We start from the raw sequence: 18,542 nt of genomic DNA, 5'->3' as shown, positions 1-18,542 counted from the left end.
ATGACTGCTGGGCCGGCTGTTTCAGCAGGCTTTTTTATTGAATACTGGTATCAGAAGTGCCGGAAGATGCATGTGAAATCGCAGTCCCGGTCGGCGGCCGGAAATGCAGCGAATACAGAATCCGGTCCAGCACGGCCTGGCCATTCCAGGCCGGATCATTATTGACCATGCCTACGACGGCCCAGGTGGTGTTATTTGAGTCGCGGGTGAATCCGGCGATCGACCTTACGTTTTCCAGATAACCCGTCTTTATGCGCCCTTCGCCGTCCATGCCGGTATTGCGCAGGCGGCGTGCCATGGTTCCATCCATCGCAATAATGGGCATGGAGGCCATCAGGTCTGCCGAGTAAGAGCTGTTCCAGGCATGTTGCAGGATCTGTGCGCCCTGGCGGGCGGTAATGCGGCCGTGTCGGGTGAGACCGGCGCCGTTGTCGATCACCATGCCGGCGGTGTTAATGCCTTTGTCTTCGAGCCAGTCATAGATCACACGAATGCCGGCAACCCGGTCATCGTTCTCATCTTCCAGGCGGTTCTCGGCGCCAATGGTGAGCAGCAGCTGGCGCGCCATGACGTTGCTGCTCCACTTGTTGATGTCTCTCACCATGGTTACCAGGTCTGGCGAGGTGGTTTTCATCACCAGCCGTGCATCTTCCGGCGTGACTCCGTTCAGATCGCCGCCCGAGACCACGACCCCGAGGTCTGCCAGCAAGGAACGGATCAACGAGGCGCTGTACTGCTCATGGGGCAGCAGCGACAGGTAGGTGGTGCTCCGGCAGCCCTGGGGCAGCTCGCCGGTTACCCGCACAGTCACCCGATGGTCTTCATGAATTATGGGCTCCCATTCGAAGTTTCGTCGCGACGGGCAGGGGCCCTCGGCGGTGGCAACCACGCGGTTGTCGATGACCACTTCGCCCAGGGAAGGCGTGCTCCAGGCCTGGGTGCCGCGCTCGTCGGCGCGAACCTGGAAGTGCATCAGGTTCAGGTTGGTCAGGTAGGCGGAAGGTTCTACCAGGAAGGGCGCATGGGGGTTATCGCCGTTGTCTTCAAACGCAGGAAAACCACCATCGACTTCAAAGTAGGTGCCATCAAGAATCAGGTCGCCCTCAATTTTGGTAATCCCCATGCTGCGCAGCTCGCTCAGGGTTGTCCAGAGCCGTTCGATGGTGAGCTTCGGATCGCCGCCAAAGCGGACGTAGAGATTGCCTTTGAGGGTGTCGCCGGCCATAACGCCGTCGGTCAGGAAATCGGTATCCCAGTGGTGATTGGGGCCGAGTACCTCCAGTGCCGCAAAGGTGGTAACCAGTTTCATGATGGAGCCCGGGCTCATCAGGGCATCGGCATTGATGTACTGATTGATGCCGGGGCCATTCAGGGGAATGGCCGCCATGCTCATGGCATCTTCATTCTGCAGGGACTGAAGCGCGTAATCCTTCAGCTGGTTGGTCCAGAGGCGATTGCCGGAGAAGCCGGAGTCATCGTTCTCGGCGACTGCGACGGAAGGGGCCGCCATCACAGTGAAGGCCATGAGGGATGCCAGCATAGAGCGTCTGAATTGAGGACACAGTTTTTCTGCTCTTGATGAGCCTGAGCGTCGCATACCCTTGATAGCCATCATCACCGTCCAGTGAGTTCTTATACCCCAACAATAGCCCATCCTGGCCGTTTGTACTATGCAGAAAAGCTCTACATGACGTTAAAAAATGGCAGTAGTGTCGTTGTTTGTATTGAATTTTTGTGACGCCATGTAAGTGCCCTTTCGAATCATGGGGTTAGGTGGACAAAAATTAACATTCCCCGGGATTGATCCCGTGAGCCAATGGAAAATCGTCAGATTGCGTGATAATGGTGTTGTCTCCAACAAAAGGTTTGTTTATGTCGAAAATGCTGTCTCACAACGTTCACGTGCTGGGCTCGGTTGCAACGTCGTCGCTCACCGCCTGGCGCGGTTGCCTGGTGGTTAAAAAGGTTCCTCAGCCGGAAAAGCCGATCGTGCTCTATGACATGGAAGGCTGTCCTTATTGCCGCCGTGTTCGTGAAGCCCTGACTGCCCTGAATCTGGATGTGGACATCCGGCCCTGCCCGAAGGGTGGTTCGGTTTTCCGGGCCCAGGCGGAGTCGCTGGGAGGCAGGCAACAGTTCCCGTTGCTGGCGGACCAGAACACGGGCACGGTCATGTACGAATCCGAGGAAATCATCGAGTATCTGTTCCGGCAATATGCCGGCCGGTCGGTGCCGTCCTACTATCGTGGCCGGGTCTGGCAGCCGGTCCTGGGCTCTGTAGCCTCGGTAACCAGCGCCATGCGGGGGCTGAGGGTCAGCCAGGGCAAGCGGCCGGAGCAGCCGTTGCACCTATGGAGTTTTGAGGGCAGCCCGTTTTCACGGCTGGTGCGTGAGCGGCTTTGTGAGCTGGAAATCCCCTATACCTTGCACAATCTGGGCAAGGAGCACTGGACAGAGATCGGGCCGGCGAAGCAGCGTATCAAGCCGGGGCTCTATACGCCGATTCCCGGTGGCAAGCGGGATGCGTTTTTCCAGGTGCACAAGCGGGTTCAGGTGCCCTATCTTGAAGACCCCAATACCGGGGAAGGGCTGTTCGAGTCTGCCCGTATTCTGAAATATCTCGACGCCCACTACGGGAACTGACCTGCGACGAAGACTGTCAGCTCTCAAGTGGTCGCATGGGCGGGTCATCCCTTTGCCAGACACGCCGTAAATACTTCCATGTAGGCTCGGTCGGGCCATCCCTGGCCCTCCACGGTCTGGCAAAGGGATGACCCGCCCACGCTTTGGCACCTTGTGCTATTCGCATGAAAATTCGTCGCGGTGGGAGTGGAAACATGGCTGGCTGGTTCAGTAGACGACAGTTTCTTATCAATGCGGGTCTTGCCGGGCTCGCTTTGAAATCTCCGTCGCTGTTTGCAAACACGTCGGGAACAGCCTCTTTATCCCCTATCATGCGCCAGATCCCGGGAGCGAACGAAAGCATCCCTGCGATCGGCATGGGCACCTGGATTACCTTCAACGTTGGTGGCGACGAGCAACTGGTCGCGCAGCGTACCAGAGTCCTCAAAACCTTCTTCGATCTGGGCGGAACCGTTGTGGACGGTTCGCCGATGTACGGCACCGCTGCGGACGTGATTGGTGAGGCGCTGGATTCTCTGGACGCCCACGACCGGATTTTTGCAGCAACCAAGATCTGGACCGGCGACGAATCGGAAACCCGGCAGGAGGCTGCGCGTTCGGGCAGGCGCTGGGGTTTGGATCAGTTCGATCTGTTGCAAGTGCACAATCTGCTGGGTTGGCAAGGGCATCTTGAAACCCTCAAGCAGATGAAGGCTAACGGTGAGGTTCGGTATATCGGCATCACCACGTCCCACGGTCGACGGCATCGGGAGTTTGCACAGATCATGGAGCGGGAACCGCTGGATTTCGTGCAACTGACCTATAACGTTCTGGATCGCGAGGTTGAGAATCGGTTGCTGCCACTGGCCCAGGAGCGGGGCATCGGGGTGATCGTTAACCGGCCGTTCCAGGGCGGTTCGCTGTTTCGCCGGTTCCAGTCCGAGCCGCTGCCGGGTTGGGCCGGGGAGGCCGGTATCAGCAACTGGGCGGAGTTCTTTCTCAAGTTCATCATTTCCCATCCGGCCGTGACCTGTGCCATTCCGGCCACGAGCAAGGTCGAGCATATGAAGGAGAACATGGGCGCACTCTATGGGGCGCTTCCGGATGCCGATCAGCGCCAGCGGATGGCGGATTACGTGAGGTCTCTGTGAGTGGTGCGGATTGGCTGAGCTACTCGCTGCAGGATTTCGTGATGTTCGGGCCGCAGGTGTTTCTGCGGCTGTTTGTCCGGATCAACCAGGATCTCTGGCCCTGGCAGGTGCTGGCGGTGGTCGCTGCCATTGGCATTCCTGTTCTGCTTTTCAGGCAGGGCCGGAACGCAAGGTGTTTTGCTGTCGGGCTGATGGTGGTTGCCTGGGTAGCCAGTGGCTATGGATTTCTGGTGGGCTATTTCGGACCCATTAACTGGCCGGCGGCGTGGTTTGGCTGGGCTTTTGTGGCGCAAGGGATTCTGCTTGCCGCCGCGATGCTTTTCGGTGGCGTTCATGGGGGCGCGCTATCATCTGGCCGATTTGTCGCCCTCTGGCTGATCGTGGCGTGTGGTTTGCCCTGGTTGGTCTTGGCGGAGTCTGGCCAGTGGCAGGCGCTCGCGCTGTTTGGCATCGCGCCCGGCACTACCGCAGCGGCCGGTGCCCTGATTGTTGCAGTGATAACCGGGCCCTGGCGTTGGCTTTACCTGCCGCTGCTGGTGTTGTGGAGTCTGTTCAGCGCGGCCATGTTCTGGGTGCTGCAAACCTCTTGGCTGCTTGTCACTCCTGTCGCTACGCTATTGCTGGTTGGCGCCGGGTTCTGGCTCAGTCCCAGGCCGGCGCGAAGTCTGGATTAGCGATTCGCTCGTTGCGGTCCAGCTTATCAATCGCACGAATTTCTTCCTCGCTCAACTGAACTTCCAATGCCTCCAGATTGGCCTTCTGGTGCGCCGGGCGTGTGGAGGAAGGAATGGGCACGACGCCCCTGGACGCTACCCAGGCGATTGCCACCTGTGCCGGGGACAGGTTTCGCTCACCGGCAATGCGCTGAAGCGTTTCGTCCTCCATAACCTTGCCAACGGCCAGCGGCATATAGCCGGTCACGGTGATACCAAGCTTTTGTGCATGCTCTACAACCTTTCGGTTCGCCAGGAAGGGGTGCACTTCTACCTGGTTGGTGAAAATGGGTGTGTCGCCCAAGATCTCTTTCGCCTCATCCATCTGGGCGCAGGTGAAGTTGGAAATGCCGATGTGCTCGGCCAGCCCTTCGCGCTGGGCATCCCTGAGGGCGCCAAGATACTCTTTCATGGGCACTTCATCACCGGGGGATGGCCAGTGAATCAGGGCCAGATCCACATGGTCGGTTTTCAGCCGCGCAAGACTGTCGTGCAGGCTGTTGATCAGGTCGCTGGCGTGCAGCTGGTCAAACCAGATTTTGGTGGTCAGGAAAATTTCCCTGCGCGGAATGCCGCTGGAGGTAATGCCATCGCCAACTTCCGCTTCATTCTCGTACATCTGGGCGGTATCAATATGGCGGTAGCCCAGGGACAGGGCGCTCTTGACGGCGTCACGGGCGTCATTGCCCTTGAGCCGGAAGGTTCCCATGCCGATTTTCGGAAGTGCGCTGAATGACATGATGTCCTCCTTAGCGAATCATGTGTTTCTAAAGTGGTGCCGGCAGACTGGTTCTTCAAGTGGCCCGCGGGTATCATCGCGCGTGACTTAACCAGTGACCAGAAGCAGTGAGGCCCGGACCATGTACACCGGTCGTTGCCTGTGTGGCGATATCAGTTTCGAATACGATGGCCCGCTCGGCCCGGTGGCCCTGTGCCATTGCAGCCAGTGCCGGCGTGCCCACGGCAGCGCTTTCTCGGCCAGCGCGCCGGTGCAGAAGGTGCGGTTCCGGTTCGTATCCGGCGAAGACAGGATTACCGAGTTCGAATCACGCCCCGGCAAGTACCGGGGTTTCTGCAGCCGTTGCGGCAGCCAGCTCTACAGCCGTGTCGATGCGATTCCCGGGATTCTCCGCCTGAGAGTCGGTTGCATCAACGAACCCCTGGGCAAGGGGCCGGCCCAACACGTCTTCGTTGGTTCAAAGTCCGACTGGTTCGAGATTACCGACGAACTCCCACAGTTTGAAAAGACTGAAAGAACCAACGACCCTCACTGAGCCGGCACCATCCGGTAAACCTTGCCCCGGGGTGAATCCGTGAGCAACCAGAGTGCCCCATCGGGGCCCATGCGCACATCGCGGATCCGTTCGTCGAGATCGGTCAGCAGATCTTCCTCTTCCGTCACTTCTCCGTCCTGAATGCGCAGGCGAACCAGTTTGCGCATCTTGAGTGCGCCCACGAACAGGTCCCCCTGCCATTCCGGAAACAGATCTCCGGTATAGAACGCCATGCCTGAGGGCGCAATGGATGGATCCCAGTAATGCAGTGGCTGGGCCATGCCTTCCTTCTCGGTTTTGTCAGTAATGGGCAGGCCAGAATAGTCGATGCCGTAGGTGATTGTCGGCCATCCGTAATCGGTGCCTGCCCGGATGATGTTGATTTCGTCGCCACCCCGGGGGCCGTGTTCGTGGCTCCAGATCTCGCCCGTTTCCGGGTGAATGGTCATGCCCTGGATATTGCGGTTGCCGGTTGTGTAAAAGGTATCGTTGACGCCGCTGGTGTCCAGGAACGGGTTGCCTGGTGCGGGGCCACCGTCGGGCGTAATCCGGTGTACGCCTCCGGCATCGTCAGAATTGTCCTGGGCCCGGTCCATCTCTCCCCGGTCGCCCACCGCCACGTACAGGTTGCCATCCCGGTCAAATTCCATGCGGCCCGCGAAGTGTCGGCCGCCGCCGGAGCGGGGCAGGGCCTCAAAAATGACTTCAACGTCGGTGAGGCGATCACCACTCAACCGGGCGCGAGCTACCCGGGTAGTCATGCCGTCCCGGTTTCGGTGGGCGTAGCTCAGGAAAAGCACCTGATTCTGCTCAAAGTCCGGATGGAGAATAACGTCCAGCAATCCGCCTTGGCCGGATACCACGAGCTCGGGTACTCCGCTGATGGGGTCATTCACCAGCGAACCGTTCCGAATCATTCGCAGCTCTCCTTCCCGTTCTGTCACCAGCATGGAGCCGTCCGGCATAAATGCGAGGCTCCAGGGGTGTTCGAGATTCTGTGCCACGGTTTCCAGGCGGAAATCTGCTTTATCGGAGGAAAAGGTCTGGTTTGCCATGCCGGGAACGGCAACCAGCAATAAGCTGCCTGTCAGGACAAGGTGTTTGAATATACCCATTGAAGCCTCCGTTCCTACCGGTGCCATTAGAACATTCAGAGTAGCAGTTGAAGCGGGCTTCGCCGAGCAGCGCTCCCGTTACCAGGAGTATAGGGCACCGGGTCAATTACGGATCAGTGATCGACTATTGCAAATAATAATGATTCGCAATAAAGTGGAGTCCAGTGGGTTTACCTTAAACGGGAGGAAAGGGAATGGCACCCGAACAGGAAATGATCGAAGGTTTGAAGCTTGCGGCAGGGGCGGGTGTGCTTATCGGCCTGGTTGCCATTGGCCTGGCGCTGTCGTCCGCTGTTGGGGCGTAAGTGCGGCGAGTCGTTCCTTGCGATGCACACCACAGGTGCCGCAGTAACCGCCTTCCGGGAGCAGGTATTTCAGGCAACACCCCTTTCGTTGGGGGATTGCCGTGGTCTGCTCACCGAACACCGCTGGAATCCAGTCGATGAACTGGTTTGCATCGTTCTGGAACTGCTCCAGCCATCCTTGCGCCAACTGGCAAAGCGCTTGCGGTTCGGCCCGATTCCACACGGCTGAGAACGGTGCCCCCAATCCAAGCCCTATACTGCTCCAGTAGGCACCAGGGCTGACTCCCAGCTGTTGCCGGAAGGCCGGGTACCACCCAGCTGTCAGAGCGCCTGCGGACCGGACAAACGTTTCTTCATCAACCCGCTCCCCGCCCGGCACCTGAAACCATCGGGATACCGTTTGTGTCTGGTCGTGCGCCGGGGCCAGGAATATTCGTTTGGCGTCCGGTAAAGGCGCGTGGCCGTCGCGGAACAGCCTGAGGGTCAGCGGCGCGATCACGTTGAGCGCCAGATCCTGCTGAAGCACAGAAACAAACGCGCGCACGGCCCGGGGCCCGGCGATTGGGTAGTCGATGGCAACCTGGCCGAGCAGTAGCGACGGTTGCTCAAGGCACTGGGCCAGAGAAAAGAGGCCGCTACGCGCACCCACAGAGGGTTGCAGCGCCTCGTTTATAACCGATTCCCTGTCCAGCCCTGACTGGCTCAGAAGATGGCTGTATTCCCGGGCCCACTGGCCGAGCCCGGGCTTACGGTCAGGCTCTGCCATGGCGACTCAGCCCCCAGAGGATATACAGGCCACCGACCAGAGCGGCCAGAAGCCCCGCCGGAAGCTGGTTGGGGTAAACAACAATTCTGGACAGGTAGTCGGCAACGCCCAGCAACAAGCCTCCGGCAAGGGCAGCAACGATCAGCTGTCGCCCTACGGTCTGCTGGCCCAGAACACGGGCCAGGTGGGGTGCGATAAGGCCCACAAAACTCAGCGGACCGATCACCACCGTCGCCGCAGCGGTCAGCAGCGCCGCCAACAGAAGCAACAGCAGACGGACTTTCGTTACCGGCAAGCCCAGTGAACTGGCCGATGTTTCACCCAGGGGAAGAATGCTCAGGGGTCGGATAATCGCCAGAAGGCCAGCCGAAATCAGCACGATCAGCGCCAAAAGCCCCAGGGCCTCGGCTTCCGAGACCAGCCAGGTGGAACCGTACATCCAGTTGAGAAGCTGCGAGGCGACCGTGCCACCGGAAGCCATGACCAGGCGAAGGCCTGCGTCCATGAACACGTATAAAGCGAGCCCGCCGAGCAGGAGCTGGTTGCCGGCAAACCGGTGTTTTCGGGCCAGCATGATCAACAAACCGAGGGCAGCTGCGGCGCCCAGGGTGGCCGCTCCCAGCTGTCCTGCCCGGCCAATATCGGCACCGAACAGAACGATCAAAACCATAACCACCGCCGCGCCGCCGCTGATACCGAGCATTTCCGGGCTGGCCATGGGGTTGCCTGTCATTCGCTGGATCAGCGTTCCTGCAAGGCCCAGGGCCACGCCCGCAAGAATGGCTGCCAGTAATCTGGGGCCGCGCCAGACCCACGCCTCGTGCCACTGGGCGATCGGAGTCCAGCTCCACTCGTCCAGCCCCGGGGACCACCCCATGGAGATACCAATGGTGCTCAGAAGGAGGGCGGCTATGGCTCCGCCAATCACAAGGGTGGAACGTCTTTTGGGCAGGAAACCGGCGGGGCTGTCGTCTTGCCCGGGCATATGATGGGTGTTCTTCAAACCCTGCAGGGCCAGCAGAATAATCGGTCCGCCGATCAGGGCGGTGGTTGTGCCGGTGGGAACCAGTGATCCGTCGCCCCAGGTGGATGCCCAGTGGGCGAGGGTATCCGCCAGTAACAGCAGACCCGCGCCCAGGAGACTGCTCCAGATCAGGCGCTCGGACAGGGTACGGGCGCCCAGCAGCCTTGCCAGCACCGGTGCCGCAAGACCGATAAAGGCCACGACACCAACCCGGCTGACCACCGTGGCACTCATCAGAACCACCAGAAACAGCGCCAGCACCCGAATCAGACCGACTTTGGCGCCGAGGGACCGGGCAGAGGTCTGCCCCAGTTGCATGACCTGCAGCGGGCGCATCAACAGGATCATTAACACGCCCAGCACCAGCACCCGGGGCCAGAGTTCCATAAACGGCTGCCAGTTATTCTGGACCAGGGAGCCCGCGCCCCAGATAAACAGGTTCCCTAGCCATTCACCCTTGAGTAACAGGAACGCCATGTTCACGGCGCCCAGGAAAAAGGTGACCACAAGTCCGGCCAGTATCACGGTGACCGGTGAAAAGCCCAGGCGCCAGGTGAGCGCTATAACCAGTCCGATTGCCAGTAGCCCTCCGGAAACCGCCACCAGGTCCGGACTGAAGGCGAGCAACCCGGGAAAGAACATGGTCGCGACTGTTATCCCGAACTGGCCGCCGGCCTCCACGCCCAGGGTTGTGGGTGAGGCAAGGGGGTTGCCAAGGATCTGTTGGGTAACCGCGCCGGCGAGGCCAAGGCCACAGCCAATGAGGACGGCAATGGCGACACGGGGTGCCCAGCTGTAGTGCGCCAGTACCGACGCGTAATTGTTGGCTTCGAACGTCCAGAAGGCGGCGATGAGGGCGCCGACGTCGAGCTGGCCAAACCAGGGCGCCGCGCTCGCGAGAAACGCGCCACACCAGATCAGTGCGGCAGCCAGTGGCACCCTTGCGGGCAGGGATGGGCGACTGACCTGGTTGTTTGCAGATTCAGCGTACATTGTCTGAACCTCCAGCCAGCAGACCTTCAGCGAGCAACGTTGCCAGTCGCTTGACCGGGAAGACCCCGCCAAACGGCCAGACCGGATCAATCTGGTACACCTGATCGCGCTGAACCGGCGGCAGATAGGTCCAGAAAGGGCTGTTGGCCAGGGTGTCAGACAACCCGGGCAGGGTCGGAGAAATGATGATGATCCGGCTGTCCTGATAGGGCGAAAGAGCTTCAAGCCCGACGACCGAGAACCCCCAGTAATTCCCGGAGTGGGGCCAGGCGTTCTCAAGGCCAAGGGCGTTCAGGGCCCTCTGGAAAAGGCCGTTGGGTGCGTATACGCGAACGTGGCGGTCGTCCAGAAAGTTCACCAGCGCCACCGGTCGGTCCGTGAGGCCGGCATTCTCCAGACGATGGCGCTGAGCCTGCAGGGTCTGGTCGATGTCGTTGAGAACAGACTTTGCACGTTCTTCCCGGTTCAGCATCTCACCGAGAGTGGTAAGCATACTGCTGGCCTTCTCGAACGGTCGGGAGCCTTGTTTGTAAACGCTGACAACGTAGGTGGGCGCAATGCGCTCCAGCAGGTTGGCTGCGGGAGCCATCTCGGAGCTGGTGACGATCAGATCCGGTTTTAGCTCGGAAATAGCTTCCAGGCTCGGTGCCACCCGGGTGCCGACGTTGGCCACACCTTCGGGAAGTTCCGGTTCCCTGACCCACGCGTTATAGCCATCGCGATCAGCAACGCCGATGGGCGTGACACCCAGTAACAGCAGCGCCTCGGTGGCGGCCCAGTTCAGAGCAATCACCCGTTCCGGCGTTTTATCGAGGGTCAGGGTCCCCTGTTCGTGCTGCCAGCTTGCGGCACTGGTAAGGACCGGCACCAGGCTCAACAGCAGCGCCGCGCTGTATCGCCAGAAGCGTTCAGACCTAGTGAACATAGGACACCCACTGTCCGGGCGCCCGTTCCATTACGCCCATGGGCACGCCATAAATGGATTCCAGGATGCCGGAGTCCATGATGTCCCTGGGGCTGCCATCGGCGACAAGCTGCCCGGATTTAAGGGCGACCAGACGGTCGCAGAACCGCGCGGCAAGATCCACATCGTGCAGCACCACGACAACCGTAAGATCCCGCTGTTCGGCGAGACGATGGACCAGGCGCAGAGTTTCAACCTGGTGTTTTACATCCAGGGCCGATATGGGTTCATCCAAAAGCAGGCACTGGGTCTGCTGGGCCAGCAGCATGGCAATCCAGGCACGCTGGCGCTCACCACCTGAGAGGGTGTCGACAGAGCGATGCTGGAACGGACCAAGCCCTGTGTCCTCAATGGCCTGGGTAATCAGTCGGTGGTCTTCCTCGTTATAACGGCCCAGAGGGCCGCGCCAGGGGTAGCGTCCCAGGGCAACCAGCTCGCGGACCGTCAAACCGTCGGTTCCCGGTGGATGCTGGGGCAAATAGCCCACGCTGCGGGCAAACTCCCGGGCGCCTGTGCTCCGGAAGGATTTCCCCAGAAGCTGTACTTCGCCAGAAGACGGTGCGAGCTGGCGGGCAAGCACCTTGAGCAGCGTGGACTTGCCGGAGCCGTTATGCCCGAGCAGGGCGGTTACCTCGCCCTCAACGAATCCGAGGTTCAGGTTTTGAAGAATTGCGGTGTCGCCAATGCGGACATTGAGACTGGAAACGTCAAAAAAAACAGGCATGCAGGCTCCCGGAATACTTAGGGCCTGCAGGATAATTTAAATGCGAATCACTATCAATATATATTGCGTTAAACGGCGGCCTGAATCTGTCCGGTCTGTACCCGCCACTGGTTGGCGTAGGCGCCATCCTGGTCCAGCAGCTCCCGGTGGGTTCCCTGTTCCAGCACTTTGCCGCCTTCAATCACCGCAATGGAGTCGGCATCAACGATCGTGGAGAGTCGATGGGCAATCATGATCACGGTCCGGTTATGGCCAATGCGCTTCAGTGACCGCTGGATGGCGGCTTCCGTTTCGTTGTCCACGGCGCTGGTGGCTTCATCAAGCACCAGGATCGGCGGATTTTTCAGCAGTGCACGGGCGAGGGACAGTCGCTGGCGCTGTCCCCCGGACAGACGAACGCCCCGTTCACCGACCGGTGTGTCCAGGCCTTCAGGGAGGGCTTCGATGAAGGACCAGGCTTCCGCGGTTTTCGCAGCGTCGGTGATCTCGGCGTCGCTGGCAGCCGGATTTCCGTAGGCCAGGTTCTCCCGAATGCTGCCCTCGAACAGATAGACATCCTGACTCACCAGCCCGATCGCGCCACGCAGAGATTGCAGGCTGAGATCCCGAATAGGCTGGCCATCGATTCGGATCTCGCCATGGCTGGGGTCGTAGAACCGCAGCAGCAACTTGATCAGAGTCGATTTGCCGGAACCGGTAGCGCCAACCAGTGCAAGCGTATTGCCGGCTGGCACGCTCAGGCTGATATCCCGGATGCCGGCACCGCTGGAGGGATAGTGAAAGCTTACTTTCTCCAGCTCAACGTCGCCTTTTACCGGTTCCTGGAGAGCCTTGCCTCCCTCGTCACGGACGTGCACGGGTTCGGCCAGCAGGTCCAGAATCCGACGGGTGCTGGCCATGGCACGTTCAAACAGGTCAATGACCTCGGCAAGCCCTGTCAGAGGCCAGAGCAGGCGCTGGGTCAGGAACACCAGTACGCCGTATGCGCCCACGTTCAGGCTGCCCTCGAGAGCCATCATGCCGCCGACTGTGAAGGTGGCCAGGAAGCCGGCGAGGATGGCCATCCGGATCACCGGAATAAACGCAGAGCTGATGCGGATGGCCCGGCGATTGGCCTCTACGTAGGCTTCGCTGCTCTCTTTGAGGCGCCTCGCCTCCCGCTGTTCAGCGGTAAAACTCTTGATGGTGGCGATGCCACCCAGGTTGTTCGCCAGCCGGCTGGATAGGTCACCCACTTTTTCACGAACATCGGCATACAGTGGCCCGGCTTTGCGCTGGAAGTAGAAGGCGCCCCAGATAATGAGGGGAATGGGCGTGAATGCCAGCAGGGCAATGAGTGGCGAGAGCACGAAGAATACGGCGCCGACGGCAACCACGGTCACCACTACCTGAATCATGGCGTTGGCGCCGCCGTCGAGGAAGCGTTCGAGCTGGTTCACGTCATCGTTCATGGTGGCCACCAGTTGCCCCGAACTGCGGGCCTCGAAGAAGCTCATGTCCAGGCGCTGGGCATGTTCGTAGGCATCCTGTCGCAGGTCCGACTGCAGCCGCTGGGCCAGGTTGCGCCAGAGAATCTGGAACAGGTACTCAAACAGGGATTCACCGGCCCAGATAAAGAAGGTGAGTACGGCCAGTATGGTGATCTGTTCCTGGGCGGTTTCAAAACCCAGGCCAGCCACAAAGCTCTCTTCCTGGTTGACGACCACATCAATGGCAACGCCTATCAGGATTTCCGGGGCAATATCGAACAGTTTATTGATGATGGAGCAGGTGGTGGCGGTGATGATCTGCCGGCGATATCCCCGGGCGTATCTGAGCAGGCGGGCGAGGGCAGCAAAACTGCTGGTGGTTTTGTGGCTGTGTGAGGACATACTCCGCTTCTCTCCCGTGAATCAGGCAGGCCTATGGTTAGCCTGCAAACAGTAAGGCGGGAAGGGTAGCGGATCTGCTTCGGTTTTAAAATAGAATCATTATCACCTGCGTGCGTTTCTTTGCAACCAGCGGTCAAGCTTGTCGGCGAATTCCTTGCGGTCGGTCTGGCTGAATGGGGCGGGCCCTCCGGTCACCTGGCCGGCGTTACGCATTTCTTCCATGAAGTTGCGCATGGCAAGGCGCTGGCGAATATTTTCTTTGGTGAAAGCCTGGCCGCGGGGGTTGAAGACGTCGGCGCCTTTTTCAATGGCTTCGGCGGCCAGGGGGATGTCCTGGGTGATGACCAGGTCGCCTTTGTGCATCTGGTCCATGATTTCGTTGTCGGCCACATCGAAGCCCTGTGGGACCTGTCGGCGCTTGATGTAAGGGCTCGGGGGCAGGGTGATGGTGTGGTTGGCGATGAAGGTGGTGTCGATTTGCCAGCGGGTGGCGGCGCGGCAGATGATTTCCCGGATTGGGACGGGGCAGGCGTCGGCGTCGACCCAGATTGGCATGGTGGTTCCTTTTGTTTGCTTGGTTCTCTCGAGAGTCTACCTTTTGTTGATATGAGCCTGATAGATGTTGTCCGCGTATCTCTTCAGTAGCCTTGGAACTTGGTGCTGGAGGCATTGAGAGCCCCCTTCCAAAAACCGCTACGAGCACGTCCATGTGCGCTTGTTTCAGGCCATCCCTGGCCTTCAACATTTTTGGAAGGGGGCTCCCAATGCCTCGATCGGGCATGGTCAGTTTGTCCGCGAATCCTACAACGAGCTTGGATCTTTTCGGGAGGTAGCAACTATGCGTGGTCGATTTCTTCTAACCGTTTTTCTGTCGGTGGCTCTGTGTTTCAGCGTTTCCGCTGCCGATAACAACGAAGAAGCCTGGGACGCCCTGCGAGACGGACGGGCTGTTCTGATGCTGCGCCACGCGTTGGCGCCGGGGACTGGGGATCCGGGTAACTTTGATATTAACGATTGCAGCACGCAGCGAAATTTGAACGATACCGGCCGGGAGCAGGCTCGGGCGTGGAAGCCGTTTCTGGCGGACCATGGTATTACCGAGGCGCGGGTGTTCAGCAGTCAGTGGTGTCGCTGTATGGATACCGCTACCGGAATGGACATGGGTGAAGTGACCGAGTGGCCGTCGCTGAATTCGTTTTTCCGGAATCGTGGTGACGGGCCGACTCAGACACGGCAGACGATTACTCTGGTCAATCAGTTGGAGGAAGGTGCGCCGGTCATCATGGTTTCGCATCAGGTGAATATTACTAGCCTGACCGGGATTTTTCCGTCGTCAAACGAGGGCGCCATCATCGCCTTGCCCCTGTCGGAAGATCCGACGGTGCTGGCGAGGGTGTCGCCCGGGCGTTGATGGTATAATCCTGCGCCCATTCAATTAACAGGAAATGATAATGTCGCAGCTTCCGCCATGCCCCCAGTGCAGTTCCGAGTACACCTATGAGGACGGCGTTCAACTGGTTTGTCCCGAATGCGGGCATGAGTGGTCTGAGGCGGAGGCTGCGGCGGCTGACGCCGCGAAGATGATTCGCGACGCCAACGGCAATGAGCTTCAGGATGGTGATACGGTTACGGTCATTAAGGATCTGAAGGTAAAGGGCTCCAGTTCCGTGGTTAAAGTTGGCACCAAGGTGAAGAATATCCGCCTGGTAGACGGCGATCATGATATCGACTGCAAGATCGACGGTATTGGTGCCATGAAACTGAAATCGGAGTTCGTCAAGAAAGCCTGACGACTACCCTGCTGTTGCACTCTGGATCTGTTGTTCCAGTTCCCTGGCAAGACCCGGGTCGAGCTGGAGGGCGCTGGCGAGTTGATCCAGCCAGGCCCGCTCCATGGGGTTCTGTTCGTCGATCATGACCGCACTGACGATGTAGATTTCCCGGCTGGCCTGGGGTGAGTCGGCATTGCGTGCCAGGGCAGTGGCGTCCAGAGGGGCGTCGAACTGCTGCTGAATCCAGGCGTGAAGTTCGTCATCTGGCCCCAGTTTTTCAATCTCCTGGGTAAGCAGCGCGCGTTCGTTGGCGTCTATGTGGCCGTCAGCGCGGGCTGCCATGATCATGGCCTGGAGTATTTCAAGTCCCCGTTGTTCCTGCGCCTGGCCCTGCAGTTGCTCCAGTGGCTGGCCCTGCTGTGCCAATGCCGGTTTCGCCGGGCTCTGACTGTTGGTCTGATAGTTCTGATAGGCTTTCCAGGCCAGGACACCCACGCCTGCCAGGGCACCGTATTTGAGGGCTTTGCCGCCCATCTTTCGGCCGCGCTTGGAACCCAGCATCATGCCGAGGGCTCCGCCGCCCAGCAGGCTCTTTACGTCGATGCCTGAACCGGATCCCTGGCTGCCCTTGAGTTGACTGCCAAGGCTGTTCATCATTTTGTTGACGTCCATGCCACTACCCTGGGACTGGCCACCCTGAGCCTGCTTCATTACCTGGTTCAGTACAGACATCACGTTCATAAACACACTCCTTTAAGATCGACTGCCGTTCAGCTTTTCAGAATAGTACACCCGATACCCTGATCGGTGATGGACGCGGAATTACTCTGTTGTCACGAATCGACGCATTTAGTTCCATGGGAATTAACAGCCTACAAATTAGCGGTAAATAGTAATGCGCTTTTCAGGCTCTCCCGTATACTGACGCAAAGCCGTTGTTCAACCTCCCGAATTTCTGGAACTGCTTTTGGCAATTCTCAAACGCAATCTTTGGACACTCTTCGCTCTTATCCTCCTCGGTGGTGTGTTGCTCCTCAGTGTCGTTCTGTTCTTTCGTTGGCAGGGCCTTATTTCGGACGAGAAGCTTTACCAGACCGCCCGTGTCGAGCTGGTTTCTCAGTCTGTAGACAGTATCCTGCGAACCCAGGAGCTGGTTCTCGATGTAATTGGCCGCGAGTTGCTCAATCAGGACAACCTCCTGTCAGGCAGTCGACAGATCCCCTTGCTCGACAGCATCCTCGCCGCCAACCCCATGCTCGTGGGCTTTGGATTGGCCAGGCCGGACGGCACGCTGGTTCGTGTCAGCACCAACCTCGATCTGTCGACTCTTCCAAATCTGAGAACCGATCCCGAGACCCGTGACAGTTTCCTGGGAGCACTGTCTTCCGATGCAATGGTCGTGGGCCGGACCTATTTCGTAGACGCCCTGGGCGCGTGGGTTATACCGATCCGGAAAGCGATACGGTCCCCGAGTGGGGAAGTCGTCGCCGTCATGACAGCCGGCATGCGGCTTGATGGCCGTGGTTCGGTTTTCGGCAAGACACTGCATGACGGCGACTCTGACACCGTAATGTTGTTCCGGGAAACCGATGGCTATGTTCAGTTCATGTCGGCTGACGGCATTGGCCCGCAACAGTATTCGCAAATCCGGGTGCCGATGGACCAGAGGGAGATAAATCGGGCAGCGTTTGAAAAGGAGCTCGGCAAGAGCGTAGAGGAGGTCATGCAGGGCAGTGATTCGGTGGTTATCCGAACCCGACGCCAGGGTGAGGATTATCTGACGGCTGCTGTCTTCAACGCCCGTTACCAGTTGTGGTCCATCTCGGAAACCCGGTTCGCTCCGCTTTACCGGGAATTTCTCCAATCCCTGTTGCAGTATCTGCTGACTTTCCTGGTTTTCGGGATTGTTTTCTACAAGGGGTTCCGGATTATCGACAACGCCGAGAAGAAGCGGCGTCTGGAGCTTTCTTACCTCTCACGGCACGATGATTTGACCGGGCTGTTGAATCGCAATGGGCTGCTGGACCGCCTCGACAACCTGGTTCCGGATAGAAAACCGTTCTGCCTCATTGTGATCAACATTGATAACTTTAAAGGCATCAATGACCGGTTTGGGCTGGAGACCGGCGATGAAACCCTTCTGGAGTTCGGTCGTCGGCTCGCCGAACTGGTTGAAAGCCGGGACGATCTTGCCCGGCTCGGTGGCGACGAGTACGCCATTGTGACCCCGAACACCAATCTCGACGATGTTGAAAAAGCCTGTGTGTCGCTGGCCGGCAACCTGTCCCGCACCTTCGAGGTGGGCCGACTGAGGTTGCAGGTAACGGCGAGTATTGGTGTGGCCTGCTTTCCGAATGACGGAGATTCCCTCAGCAAGCTGATTCGAAGTGCCCATCTTGCGCTGTACGAGGCCAAACAGAGCCGGAACGACGTCTGCATTTACCGCAGCGAGATGGAAATGGCCTATCTTCGCAGGCTGTCGGTCGAGCAGCGTCTCAGGTATGGCCTAGCATCGGGCTCACTGTACATGGTCTACCAGCCTCAGGTAGATCAGACCGGAAAAGCGGTCGGGCTGGAAGCGCTTGTTCGCTGGCAGGATGAGGAACTCGGCTTTGTTTCGCCCGCGGAATTTGTCGAGGTCGCTGAAAAAAGCGGGCTGATGGTTCCGCTCGGGCGCTTTGTGCTTGAAACCAGTATCCGGGAATACAGCCTGTTTCGTAACGAGGTCGGCGGTTTCGTGGACCTGTCTATCAACATTTCTGTTATCCAGTTTCGCCAGCCAGACTTTGTTGAAACAGTGCTTGAGGTTCTGGCAATGCACCGTGTGTCGCCTGGAGAGCTGGTTCTTGAGATCACCGAGAGCCTGTTCATGAGTGACTTTGAGAGAGTGCTGAAAACGATCGAACGATTGCGAGAGAAAGGGATACGGATCTCGATGGACGATTTCGGAACGGGTTACTCCTCGCTCAGTCTTTTGCGTAAGCTGCCGCTTGACGAGTTGAAAATCGACAAGAGCTTTGTCGACACCATTCTGGAAGACGAAAAAGCCGCGAACATGATCCGGAGTATTATTGCCATTGCCCGGAGCCATAACATGGAGCTGGTTGCCGAGGGTGTTGAAGAGGAGGCCCAGGCCAGCGCCCCGGTCGAGATGGGCTGTCGACGTTTTCAGGGTTATTACTTCAGTCGTCCGGAGACCCTGGACAGACTGAAAGCGAACCCGGCTCTCGCCATCGGGCATTGACCCG

Annotated in this window: 17 protein-coding genes; 7 read left to right on the top strand and 10 right to left on the bottom strand. The window is 58.9% G+C overall.

What is annotated here, in order from left to right:
• Nucleotides 1–34: 34 nt before the first annotated feature.
• Nucleotides 35–1,540 (bottom strand): D-alanyl-D-alanine carboxypeptidase/D-alanyl-D-alanine endopeptidase, encoded by a 1,506-nt coding sequence (gene dacB / locus AC13E3_RS17495; protein WP_482902299.1) that lies wholly within the window; start codon nucleotides 1,538–1,540, stop codon nucleotides 35–37.
• Nucleotides 1,541–1,872: 332 nt separating this feature from the next.
• Here dacB and AC13E3_RS17490 point away from each other — a divergent pair, with 332 nt between their 5' ends.
• The 3 genes from AC13E3_RS17490 to AC13E3_RS17480 all read left to right on the top strand — a co-directional run bounded on the left by AC13E3_RS17490 (nucleotide 1,873) and on the right by AC13E3_RS17480 (nucleotide 4,447).
• On the top strand, nucleotides 1,873–2,643 hold the full coding sequence (locus tag AC13E3_RS17490) for a glutathione S-transferase N-terminal domain-containing protein (protein ID WP_482902298.1): 771 nt from the start codon (nucleotides 1,873–1,875) through the stop codon (nucleotides 2,641–2,643).
• A 194-nt stretch (nucleotides 2,644–2,837) separates the two neighbouring features.
• On the top strand, nucleotides 2,838–3,773 hold the full coding sequence (locus AC13E3_RS17485; RefSeq protein ID WP_482902297.1) for an aldo/keto reductase: 936 nt from the start codon (nucleotides 2,838–2,840) through the stop codon (nucleotides 3,771–3,773).
• Complete coding sequence (locus AC13E3_RS17480) at nucleotides 3,770–4,447, top strand: DUF6064 family protein (protein ID WP_482902296.1); 678 nt, start codon at nucleotides 3,770–3,772, stop codon at nucleotides 4,445–4,447. The genes AC13E3_RS17485 and AC13E3_RS17480 overlap by 4 nt, the downstream gene beginning before the upstream one ends.
• Here the strand turns inward: AC13E3_RS17480 and dkgB are convergent.
• Complete coding sequence (gene dkgB / locus AC13E3_RS17475; RefSeq protein WP_008176080.1) at nucleotides 4,416–5,225, bottom strand: 2,5-didehydrogluconate reductase DkgB; 810 nt, start codon at nucleotides 5,223–5,225, stop codon at nucleotides 4,416–4,418. The two genes, AC13E3_RS17480 and dkgB, sit on opposite strands and share 32 nt — an antisense overlap.
• A gap of 121 nt (nucleotides 5,226–5,346) precedes the next feature.
• On the opposite strand from dkgB, the gene AC13E3_RS17470 reads away from it, so the two are divergent.
• Complete coding sequence (locus tag AC13E3_RS17470; RefSeq protein WP_008176076.1) at nucleotides 5,347–5,760, top strand: GFA family protein; 414 nt, start codon at nucleotides 5,347–5,349, stop codon at nucleotides 5,758–5,760.
• On the opposite strand, the gene AC13E3_RS17465 is transcribed toward AC13E3_RS17470, so the two are convergent.
• From AC13E3_RS17465 to AC13E3_RS17435, 7 genes are all read right to left on the bottom strand, one after another.
• Entirely contained in the window at nucleotides 5,754–6,875 is a 1,122-nt protein-coding gene (locus AC13E3_RS17465) for a PQQ-dependent sugar dehydrogenase (protein ID WP_482902295.1), read from the bottom strand. The genes AC13E3_RS17470 and AC13E3_RS17465 overlap by 7 nt on opposite strands.
• A gap of 252 nt (nucleotides 6,876–7,127) precedes the next feature.
• On the bottom strand, nucleotides 7,128–7,946 hold the full coding sequence (locus AC13E3_RS17460) for a (2Fe-2S)-binding protein (protein WP_482902294.1): 819 nt from the start codon (nucleotides 7,944–7,946) through the stop codon (nucleotides 7,128–7,130).
• Nucleotides 7,933–9,963: a Fe(3+)-hydroxamate ABC transporter permease FhuB gene (gene fhuB / locus AC13E3_RS17455; protein WP_482902293.1), complete on the bottom strand. Its 2,031-nt coding sequence runs from the start codon at nucleotides 9,961–9,963 to the stop codon at nucleotides 7,933–7,935. Before fhuB ends, AC13E3_RS17460 begins: the two co-directional genes overlap by 14 nt.
• Nucleotides 9,953–10,888: an ABC transporter substrate-binding protein gene (locus AC13E3_RS17450; RefSeq protein WP_288366017.1), complete on the bottom strand. Its 936-nt coding sequence runs from the start codon at nucleotides 10,886–10,888 to the stop codon at nucleotides 9,953–9,955. The genes fhuB and AC13E3_RS17450 overlap by 11 nt, the downstream gene beginning before the upstream one ends.
• The gene (locus AC13E3_RS17445; RefSeq protein ID WP_482902292.1) at nucleotides 10,878–11,651 is read right to left on the bottom strand and encodes an ABC transporter ATP-binding protein; all 774 of its coding nucleotides are present in this window, start codon (nucleotides 11,649–11,651) and stop codon (nucleotides 10,878–10,880) included. The genes AC13E3_RS17450 and AC13E3_RS17445 overlap by 11 nt, the downstream gene beginning before the upstream one ends.
• A 68-nt stretch (nucleotides 11,652–11,719) precedes the next feature.
• Nucleotides 11,720–13,522 carry an ABC transporter ATP-binding protein gene (locus AC13E3_RS17440; RefSeq protein ID WP_482902291.1) on the bottom strand — a complete coding sequence of 601 codons (1,803 nt, stop codon included), beginning with the start codon at nucleotides 13,520–13,522 and terminating at the stop codon, nucleotides 11,720–11,722.
• 102 nt (nucleotides 13,523–13,624) lie between these two features.
• Nucleotides 13,625–14,077, bottom strand: coding sequence for a YaiI/YqxD family protein (locus AC13E3_RS17435; RefSeq protein WP_008176059.1), 453 nt, complete (start codon nucleotides 14,075–14,077; stop codon nucleotides 13,625–13,627).
• 283 nt (nucleotides 14,078–14,360) lie between these two features.
• Here AC13E3_RS17435 and AC13E3_RS17430 point away from each other — a divergent pair, with 283 nt between their 5' ends.
• A complete protein-coding gene (locus AC13E3_RS17430; protein ID WP_273156648.1) occupies nucleotides 14,361–14,933 on the top strand; it encodes a histidine phosphatase family protein in 573 nt (190 codons plus the stop codon).
• A 40-nt stretch (nucleotides 14,934–14,973) separates the two neighbouring features.
• Nucleotides 14,974–15,312, top strand: a complete 339-nt coding sequence (locus tag AC13E3_RS17425; RefSeq protein WP_014576332.1) for a zinc ribbon domain-containing protein YjdM — start codon at nucleotides 14,974–14,976, stop codon at nucleotides 15,310–15,312.
• Nucleotides 15,313–15,315: 3 nt separating this feature from the next.
• Here AC13E3_RS17425 and AC13E3_RS17420 read toward each other — a convergent pair whose 3' ends face one another.
• Nucleotides 15,316–16,035, bottom strand: coding sequence for a tellurite resistance TerB family protein (locus AC13E3_RS17420; RefSeq protein WP_092030228.1), 720 nt, complete (start codon nucleotides 16,033–16,035; stop codon nucleotides 15,316–15,318).
• 226 nt (nucleotides 16,036–16,261) lie between these two features.
• Between AC13E3_RS17420 and AC13E3_RS17415 the strand changes: the two genes are divergently transcribed.
• Nucleotides 16,262–18,538: a putative bifunctional diguanylate cyclase/phosphodiesterase gene (locus AC13E3_RS17415; protein ID WP_482902290.1), complete on the top strand. Its 2,277-nt coding sequence runs from the start codon at nucleotides 16,262–16,264 to the stop codon at nucleotides 18,536–18,538.
• The last annotated feature ends 4 nt before the right edge of the window (nucleotides 18,539–18,542 follow it).

Source organism: Marinobacter sp. L-80 (assembly GCF_056859395.1).
This window is presented reverse-complemented; position numbering and strand designations above follow the sequence as displayed.